The 7,767-nt window shown below is 63.5% G+C and carries 6 protein-coding genes and 1 pseudogene; 4 read left to right on the top strand and 3 right to left on the bottom strand.

The annotated features are described in order from the left end of the window. On the bottom strand, positions 1-776 hold a 776-nt coding region (locus K1X71_20715), incomplete at its 3' end, for a FliM/FliN family flagellar motor switch protein (protein ID MBX7075571.1). Between the two features lie 247 nt (positions 777-1,023). Between K1X71_20715 and nadA the strand changes: the two are divergent. Beyond that, positions 1,024-2,156: pseudogene (gene nadA / locus K1X71_20710) on the top strand (quinolinate synthase NadA). Between the two features lie 3 nt (positions 2,157-2,159). Here the strand turns inward: nadA and K1X71_20705 are convergent. Beyond that, positions 2,160-2,768, bottom strand: a complete 609-nt coding sequence (locus tag K1X71_20705; protein MBX7075570.1) for a cytochrome c oxidase assembly factor 1 family protein — start codon at positions 2,766-2,768, stop codon at positions 2,160-2,162. A gap of 161 nt (positions 2,769-2,929) precedes the next feature. Then, complete coding sequence (locus tag K1X71_20700; protein MBX7075569.1) at positions 2,930-3,673, bottom strand: hypothetical protein; 744 nt, start codon at positions 3,671-3,673, stop codon at positions 2,930-2,932. A 300-nt stretch (positions 3,674-3,973) separates the two neighbouring features. Here K1X71_20700 and K1X71_20695 point away from each other — a divergent pair, with 300 nt between their 5' ends. From K1X71_20695 to K1X71_20685, 3 genes are all read left to right on the top strand, one after another. Then, positions 3,974-5,050 (top strand): hypothetical protein, encoded by a 1,077-nt coding sequence (locus K1X71_20695; GenBank protein ID MBX7075568.1) that lies wholly within the window; start codon positions 3,974-3,976, stop codon positions 5,048-5,050. A 3-nt stretch (positions 5,051-5,053) separates the two neighbouring features. Beyond that, on the top strand, positions 5,054-7,297 hold the full coding sequence (locus tag K1X71_20690; GenBank protein MBX7075567.1) for a molybdopterin oxidoreductase family protein: 2,244 nt from the start codon (positions 5,054-5,056) through the stop codon (positions 7,295-7,297). A 13-nt stretch (positions 7,298-7,310) separates the two neighbouring features. Further along, the coding region (locus K1X71_20685; protein ID MBX7075566.1) for a 4Fe-4S binding protein at positions 7,311-7,767 on the top strand (457 nt) is incomplete at its 3' end.

Here is a 7,767-nt window from a genome sequence, read left to right as displayed (position 1 = left end):
TGGGCGACGCAATGGCCGTTGACCTCAACATCCAACGGGCCGTCGCAGGCCTTGTCAAAGTGAATGATCGAGCCGGCCACAAGCTCCAGGACTTGTTGCACCGATTGACGCTTGGCCGCGAGCGTCACGCTGACCGGCACAGGGATGCGCAGCAAGCTGCGCGTGTACGAGGGGAGTTGTCCCTCATCCGCGGCAACGCGACGCGACGCGGGCGGCGCGGTGGATGCGTGAGCCGGCGCTGGGCTTTTGGTGCTGGTCGCGGCCGGCATCGACAATAAACTCCGTGGATTTTGTAGCGGCCAAATGAGGCTGAGCGCGCCTTGGCGCCCCTGATCGGCGCTGAGGGTCATGCTCACGCACGCCGCGTTGGACGCCGGCGCCGCCGCTGCTAGCGCGGCTGAGATCGAAGGCACGCGCACCGCGCGATATTCGCCCGCCACGATCGAATCGGGCAAGATCAGCAGGCTAAGCTCTTGCGCCAGGGTGGCCAATTTGCTTTTGCCAGTCGCATCGGGCGCAGCGCACCAGGGTGGGGTCAAGCCGGTTGATTCGGGAAGCACCGCGACAATCGCCGCGGAGCCAACGCCAATGGTCACCAACAGACCGGGGCCATCGAACCCCTCGGACTGCGACGCGCGATCCCACGCGCCACCTGGCTCCAGCGATGCTTCGATCTGCGCGTCGAGCGCGCGGCTCAGCGCTTGCGCAATCTCGCTGGCGCCGGCCTGGCAGGCGCTTGTCAGGTCGTCGATCTGTTCTGGTCCGAGGGTTTTCATACCGCTCGCAGGGGGAATAGGTGCGACGCTGGCGCTCGATCGCCAACGTGTCCCTAATTATCAGCCGATTGGGCCCGCAAACTTTACCCTGACCACGCGGTTGCCAACTGCTGGCAACGATTTGCGCAGTTTAGGCGGCTGAGGAAGTCGTTTTCTGACTCGTTTGCCTCGGGGCGATATAATGAATCAAGCGGGCAGCTTTGCACGCCGTTGACCATCCCGCCTTCGCAAACGCGAATTGAGTTTCATGGCCACCGCAGCGCACCCATCTAGCGTTCCCTTCTCTGATTACAAAGGCCTCGATAAATCGCTATTGAGCGAGCGCATCGAGCAGGCCCGGCGCGAGTTGGGATCGAAGCTATTGATCCTGGGGCATCACTACCAGCAAGACGAGGTAATTGCGCTGTCTGACCTGCGGGGCGACAGCTACCAGTTGAGCCAGATGGCGGCCAGCAACAGCGATTGCCGCGCGATTTTCTTTTGCGGCGTCCATTTCATGGCGGAAACGGCCGACGTGCTGGCCAACCGGCCAGAGAAGTTGGCCGAGCGGCACGGCCAGCGGGTGACGGTGGTGCTGCCCGACTTGGCGGCTGGCTGCTCGATGGCCGACATGGCGATGATCGAACAGGTGGAAACGTGCTGGCAAGAGTTGGGGGAGGTGATCGACACCCACGACATTACCCCGGTGACGTATATCAATTCGGCGGCCAGCCTCAAGGCGTTTTGCGGTCAGCATGGCGGCATTGTCTGCACGTCGAGCAATGCCAAGGCGGTGCTCGAGTGGTCGTTTGCGCGGACCAAGCGAGTGCTGTTCTTTCCGGATCAGCATTTGGGACGCAACACGGCCCGCGCGATGGGGGTGCCGCTCGAACAAATGCCGGTGTGGGACCCGCACCAAGAACTAGGCGGCAACACCGAGGCGGCGCTGGCCAACAGCAAGGTGCTGCTCTGGAAGGGGCATTGCAGCGTACACCAGATGTTCAGCGCCGAGCATGTAGCGCAGTTCCGCGACCGCTACCCAGGCATCAAGATTCTTGTCCATCCCGAGTGCATGATGGAGGTGGTCGATCAGGCGGATGTGATCGGCTCGACGGGCAAGATCATTCGCGAGGTGGAGCAGGCGCCCGCCGGAACCCAATGGGCGATTGGCACGGAACTGCACTTGGTGAATCGCCTCAAGCAGGAACACCCGGAGCAGCAGATTCACTTTTTGTCGCCCGTGGTCTGCATGTGCGCCACGATGTATCGCATCGACCTGGCGCACCTGTGCTGGTCGCTGGAGAATTATCTGGCGGGGACACCGGTGAATGTGGTGCGCGTGACGACGAAACATCGCGCTGGGCGCTGGTGGCGCTGACGCGGATGCTGGAAGTGAAGTAGCGGCTACTGGGGCGATTCGGCGACTGGCTCTTCGGCAGCGGCCGGTTCGTCTGCCGGGGGCGCATCTTCCGCCGGAGTTTCGTCGACGGGAGCGGATTCATCGGCCGGCGCGGCATCTTCAGCCGGCATGGCGTCGGCAGGGGCCTCGTCGATCGGCAATGCCGGCTCGGCATTGGGGTCTGCGACCAGATCGATTGGATCGCCCTCGCTCGGCCTGACGATCAATCGGGCGATTACCCACTGGTCTCCTTCGCGGACGACGAGCGCCTCGACGGTTCCTTTGTTCTTTGGCCCCGAGATCCACGAGAAGAGATTGAAGGGGCCCAGATTGGGATCGCCGCCGCCAAACACAAAGGACTCATCGATTGGCTCGCCCAGGGCCTCGATCACCCGCGCATCGCCGCGAATCGCCTCCAATACCAGTCCATGCGCTTTCGAGTTCTTGGCCATCGACTGCATGAAGTAAAAAACGCCGCCGCAAGGGACACAGCACAACAGCACCGGGCTGAGGATGAGCAGGGGCAAGAACCAAAACCGATTGCGCTGCCACCAACTGCGCTTGGCCGGGGACGACAAGGGGGGCACCGGAGTGGGCTGGTCAGAGAACGACATCGGATCGCCTTGGTTGGCGGCAAAGAAATTGGTAAGCGTGCACACAAGATACGCCGCATGGCGCGAATCGTGAAGCGTTTAGCCAGATTTTGCCGCCGTCGAGAATAGCGGGTCGGGCGCCAAGCGCACGGTGAGCGACCCGCCGTGAGGGGGTTGGGCAACTAACCCTTGGCGTCGACCTTGCGGCAGTAGGCAATGCGGTCGGCGGTCGTTTTGGGAAGCGCGCCCTCGGCAGCCGGGGCGGGTTTGGCCGCTGCTGCGGGCGCGGGCGCTTCGGCCGTGGCGGCAGCCGGCGCCGGCGCTGCGGCTTTTGGCTCCGCAGGTTTTGGCGCGGCGGCCTTGGGTTCGGCAGGGGCGGCCTTGCCACGGGCGGCCGCCAAGATATCTGCGGTCGAGGGTTTTTTGCCGGCCGCAGGGGTGGCCGGTTTGGCAGCGGCTTCGGCCTTGGGAGCGGCCGGAGCCTTGGCAGTGGCTGGCGCGGCGGCCTTTCCTCGCGCGGCGGCCAGGATGTCTGCTGTGCTCGCCTTCTTGGCGAGGGCCGCACTGGTGGCCGGGGCAGCCGACTTGCCACGCGCGGCGGCAAGGATATCGGCGGTGGAGCTTTTCTTGGGCGCCTCGGCCGGCTTAGCCGCCGGGGCAGCGGCCGCCTTGGGGGCCGCTCGTTCCTTGGGCTCGGCGGCCTTGGGCAGCGGCGCGTCGACGACCTTCAAAAAGTCGAGCGCGATGTCGTACCAGGCGATGTTCAGGTTGCCGTCGAACTCGACCAGCGCCCGGCCGTTCATATTCACGGTACGCACCACGCCGGTCAGTCCGCGAAAGCGGGTCAGTTCGGGGCGCGAAGTGTCGGCCACCACGTATTTGTCTGTCCAGTCGCGCTTTAGCTTCTCGATGTGATCGAAGATCATGCCGAAACCATGCTCCGCGGATGACTGGCGATTGAGTGAAAGGCGGGTCGCCTTCCAGGCGTGGAAACCAATATTTTGCGGCGTTTGGGACTGGAAATCAAGGCGTGATCTTGCGGTCCGAAACGCCCGATTCGCCAGCTAGCGCCCTGGCGGCGACTGGCGTGTCGCGCCGCGGCAGCGCCTGTTGCGCGGCTTGTGCCCGGCGGCAGACGGGCGCTAGAAGGAGCGTCTTCGGTCGGTTGCCGAACTTGCTACCCAACCGATAGGCTGTGCATTAAATCGAGGGGGATGAGCAGACACGTGAAACGCGAAGTGGTGATAGCGACCTGCACGGCCTTGGCCGCTACGGCTCTGTTGGCGGCGCTGGTGCTGATTGGCTCGCGACGGTTGTCGCATTTCGACGCGGCGCTGGTGGGCTACACGTTTGCCACGCTGTTTGCGATGTTCGGCATCGCCTATCGCTACACGATTTGGTTGCAGCGTCCGCCCACCTGGTTGTACTTCAAGCGCGGCTGGCAGTTGTTTCTCGATCCGCGTCATCTGTCCAGCAATCTGCTGTCGTGGCTCAAGCGCTTGGTGAACGCGTTTGTCTTTAACCGCTTTATCTGGCGGCGCAGCGCGACGCGCGGGGCGGCGCACTGGCTGATTATGTGGGGCTGCATCCTGGCGTCGGCCATCACGTTTCCGTTGGTGTACGGTTGGATTCACTTTGCGGTCGACGGCCACGACTTTGAGCGCTACCGCGTGGTGGTGTTCGGCTTTGAAACGTTCGCCTTCACCATCGAATCGCTGGTGGGGGCCTTGATACTGCATGGGCTGGTCTGGGCGTCGCTGTTGGTGATCGCCGGCGTGATGCTGGCGATGCGGCGGCGCATGCGCGACCGCGATGCGGCCGCCATGCAGAGTTTTGGCGAGGACATTTTGCCGCTCGTCTTGCTGTTCGCAATCAGCGTGACCGGCTTGATGCTGGTGGTCAGTTACGAGTGGATGCACGGTTACGCCTACGAGTTTTTGGCGATCCTGCATGCGGCGGTGGTGATTGTGACGCTGGTGTGGCTGCCGTTTGGCAAGTTCTTTCACATCTTTCAGCGGCCGGCGCAATTGGGGGTGTCGTTCTACAAAGACGCCGGCGCTCGCGGCGCGCAGGCGCGCTGCGCTCGCTGCGGTGTGGAATACGCTTCGCAGTTGCACATTGAGGATTTGATCGTCGTCGAGCGGCAGTTGGGTTTTCGCTATGAGACGCCGGGGCGGCCGATCGACCATTATCAACGCATCTGCCCTCGTTGCCGCCGGCTGTTGCCCGCCTTGACTCAAGGGCGGATGTGGCAAGCGGAGCGCGCGGCAACGGACCTTCGCGCGACAGGGGGCGCCGAGTAGACCATGACGCAGCGACCCACCAGCGAGCAGCTATTCGACAGTTTTGGCCCGCACCTGGCGTATTCCAGCGGCCCGCGACTCGATCGCGGCGTCGAGCCGGACAAACTAGTGAAGACGCACTGTTGTTTTTGCGGACAGCAATGCGGTATTCAGCTTAAGGTCAAGAACAACGAGGTGATTGGCTTTGAGCCGTGGATGGAGTTTCCGTTCAACCGCGGCATGCTCTGTCCGAAAGGGGTGAAGCGCTATCTGCAAGGCTCGCATCCCGATCGGCTGCTGCACGCCTACCGGCGCGACGCATCGGCCGCGAGCGGCTTCAGTCCCGTGCCATACGACGAGGCGATTCGGCTGGTGGCCGACAACATCGGCCGCATCCAGGCCGCGCATGGCCCAGCGGCGATGGGCGTGCTCAGCGGCGCCAGCCTGACCACTGAAAAAGCGTATCTGATGGGCAAGTTTGCCCGCATGTGCCTCAAGACGCCATACATCGATTACAACGGCCGGCTCTGCATGGTGAGCGCCGGGGTGGGCAACAAGAAGGCGTTTGGCGTCGATCGGGCGGCAAACCCCTGGTCCGACATACCAGCGGCGGACGTGGTATGGATCAGCGGCGCGAACGTAGCGGAGTGCGCCCCGATCACCACCAGTTACGTGTGGCAGGCGCGCGAGCATGGCGCCAAGATCATCGTGGTCGATCCGCGCATCACGCCGCTGGCGCGGACCTGCGATCTGTTTTTGCCGATCAAACCGGGGCGCGATGTGGCGCTGTTCAACGGCGTGTTGCAGTTGATGATCGAGCACGACTGGCTCGACCACGAGTTTATCGAGGCCCATACGGTGGGCTTTGAGGCGGTGGCCGAGCAGGTGCGGCAATGGACTCCGCAGCGCACCGCCGAGGTAACCGGCATCGCCGAGAAGTCGATTCGTCAGGCCGCAGAGTGGTGGGGAACCGCCGGCAGCAGTTTTCTGATGCACGCGCGCGGCATCGAGCATCACAGTCATGGGGTGCAGAATGTGCTGGGCGCGATCAACCTGGTGCTCGCCTCGGGACGCATTGGCCGACCGGGTTGCGGCTACGCCACCATCACCGGTCAGGCCAATGGGCAAGGCGGACGCGAGCATGGCCAAAAGTGCGATCAGTTGCCCGGCGGGCGCGATCTGGCCAATCCCGAACATCGCGCGCAGGTGGCTCGCATCTGGGGGATCGATCCCAGCGAGTTGCCGCAGCCAGGCGTCGACGCCTTGGAAATCTTCCGCAAGATCGACCAGGGAGAGATTCGGGGCCTGCTGTCGATCTGCTTCAATCCGGTGGTGTCGCTGCCCGACAATCAGTTCATCAAACGGATGTTGGAGAAGCTCGACTTTTACGTGGCGATCGACTTCTTTATGAACGACACAGCGCAATACGCCGACATCGTGCTGCCCGGCTCGCTGCACGAAGAAGACGAGGGGACAGTCACGCAGGTGGAGGGGCGCGTGATCAAGATCAACCGCGCGGTTGATCCGCCGGGCGACGCGCGACAGGATTGGCGGATCATCCAGGACATCGCTGCGGCGCTGGGGCGGCCGCGGGGGTTCACGTTCCGCGAACCGCGCGAGATCTTTGACGAACTGCGCCGCGCGAGCCAAGGGGGCGTGGCGGACTATTCCGGCATCAGCTACGAAAAGATCGAGCGGCAACACGGCGTATTCTGGCCCTGCCCGAGCGAGGATCACCCGGGCACGCCGCGGCTATTCGAGCCGGGGTCGTGGAACGTGGTGGCGCAAGGCAAGGGGCCGTTTTACTTTCCCGATGGCAAGGCGCGATTCAATGTCGCCGAGTATTCGCCGCCGAAAGAAGAAGTCGACGCCGAGTACCCGATTGTGCTCACCACGGGGCGCGTGGTCAGCCACTTCTTGTCGGGGACGCAGACTCGGCGGATTGGCCCCTTGGTGGACGAGTTCCCGGAGCCAGTCGTGGAGTTGCACCCGAAACTGGCCGAGCGACTGGGCATTGCTGATCGCGACTGGGTGACGGTGGAGAGCCGGCGGGGAAGCTGCACGCTGCATGCGCAGGTGGTGCGCACGATCCGGCCCGATACCGTGTTCATCGCCTATCACTGGGCGGGCGCGATGAGCGCGAATCAGTTGACGATCGCGGCGCAGGATCCGCTTTCCAAGATTCCCGAATACAAGGTGTGCGCAGTGCGCGTCCGCAAGGCGGCCGGCCCGCCAGCAGACGCCGCGCGCCAGACGCCGCAGTCCTAAGAAGGGAGCTTTGGTGGGAAAGCCGGGCCAGAAGCATTTTTTCATCGATCCCAATCGCTGCATTGGCTGCAAGTCGTGCGTGGAGGCGTGCAGCGAATGCGACACGCACAAAGGGCATTCGATGATTCACCTGGAGCAAGTCGATCGGTCGGTTTCTCCCCAAACCGTGCCGGTGGTGTGCATGCACTGCGACAGCCCCACCTGCGCCGAAGTGTGTCCGGCCGACGCGATCAAGCGCACGGCCGACGGCGTGGTGCAAACGGCCCGCAAGCCGCGCTGCATCGCCTGCAACAATTGCGTGCTGGCCTGCCCGTTCGGCGTGCCCAAGATGAACAGCGACTTCGAACTGATGATGAAGTGCGACATGTGCTACGACCGCACGTCGGTCGGCAAGCAACCGATGTGCACCACCGTTTGCCCAAGCCGCGCGCTGCACTATGGGACGTGGGAGGAGATCGAGCAGTTGCGGC

Source organism: Pirellulales bacterium (assembly GCA_019694455.1).
Classification (GTDB): Bacteria; Planctomycetota; Planctomycetia; order Pirellulales; family JAEUIK01; genus JAIBBY01.
The sequence above is the reverse complement of the archived record's forward strand: the minus strand, read 5'-3'. Positions and strand labels throughout refer to the sequence as shown.

Bases quoted from the DNA above. Each gene is read 5' to 3' on its own strand.
- K1X71_20705 (MBX7075570.1), bottom strand. From the start codon at position 2,768: ATGTCGTTCTCTGACCAGCCCACTCCGGTGCCCCCCTTGTCGTCCCCG.
- K1X71_20700 (MBX7075569.1), bottom strand. From the start codon at position 3,673: ATGATCTTCGATCACATCGAGAAGCTAAAGCGCGACTGGACAGACAAA.
- K1X71_20690 (MBX7075567.1), top strand. From the start codon at position 5,054: ATGACGCAGCGACCCACCAGCGAGCAGCTATTCGACAGTTTTGGCCCG.